The sequence below is a fragment of the Vibrio sp. 704 genome (assembly GCF_033339295.1).
This window is the reverse complement of record NZ_JAWOUH010000098.1, coordinates 1-1,148: the sequence shown is the minus strand read 5'-3', so window position 1 is coordinate 1,148 and position 1,148 is coordinate 1. Positions and strand designations below refer to the sequence as shown.

The following is a 1,148-nucleotide window of genomic DNA, read 5'->3' as shown; positions in this document are numbered from 1 at the left end:
AATCTTAAAAGCGATGCGCTTTGAAAGTGATGGGTACTTTTTCGCGTATGATTCTCAAGGTATCAATACCTTACATGCCATCAAACCGTCGCTGGAAGGTAAAAATCTGTATGACCTTAAAGATGAAAATGGCGTAGCGGTGATTGCTGGCTTGATTGATGCGTCGCAAAAAGGCGATGGCTTTTTGTATTTCTCTTGGCACAAACCAACCATCAACGCTCAGGCACCGAAATTGGGTTACGCCGAGTATCTACAAAAATGGGACTGGGTGCTTGGTACCGGGATCTACATTGATGACATCGACCAACAAGTTGCCATGCAGCGTGAATTGCGCACGCAAGAGTTAAATCAACACACTTTATCTGCGGTGACAATCTCGGTGATTGGCCTGATTATTACCAGCATCTTAACCAGCATTGCTGTTTCGAAAGGCATTAAACCACTTCAGCACGTCGCCGATTCTCTCAAAGATGTTGCTGCGGGTGGCGGTGACTTAACTGCGCGTCTAAAAGTGGAAAGTAAAGACGAAGTTGGCGAAGTCGCGGCTGCCTTTAATGAATTTATGGATAAACTTCACCCACTGATGCAGGACATTCATCGATCTGCTTCTGCCGTTCAAACAGTTTCTGAAGAACTGAATGATCAAACGCGCACAGCGAGCGGTCAAATGCAGAGTCACTGTTTGGAAACGGATAAAGTGGTGACAGCCGTAACAGAGATGAGCATGACGGCAAAAGAAGTCGCGAGCAATACAAATGCCACTGCGCAGGCCATTGACGATGCGAACGATCAGGTCACCGAAGCCCAGCGAGAGGTTGAACAAGCGATTCAAGGCATTACTGAGTTGGTTACAGAGATCAACAGTACATCGGATGCTATCTCTGAGTTGAGTCAGCAAACGGAGCAGATTACCAAAGTATTGGATGTGATTGGCGAGATTGCTGAGCAGACCAACTTATTGGCGCTCAATGCGTCAATTGAAGCCGCGCGAGCGGGCGAGCAAGGGCGTGGATTTGCAGTGGTGGCCGATGAAGTGCGTTCACTAGCGAGCCGTACGCAAAATAGCACTCATGAAATTGGCGATATGCTTAAACAGCTACAAAGTGGTGTATCTCGAGCCGTCACGACCATGTCCGCCAGTCAAGAAC

Annotated in this window: 1 protein-coding gene; it reads left to right on the top strand. The window is 47.7% G+C overall.

The window, feature by feature from the left end:
• Window positions 1-1,148 (top strand): methyl-accepting chemotaxis protein (locus R7R24_RS24710; protein WP_318119729.1); only part of this gene is annotated, 1,148 nt, incomplete at both ends.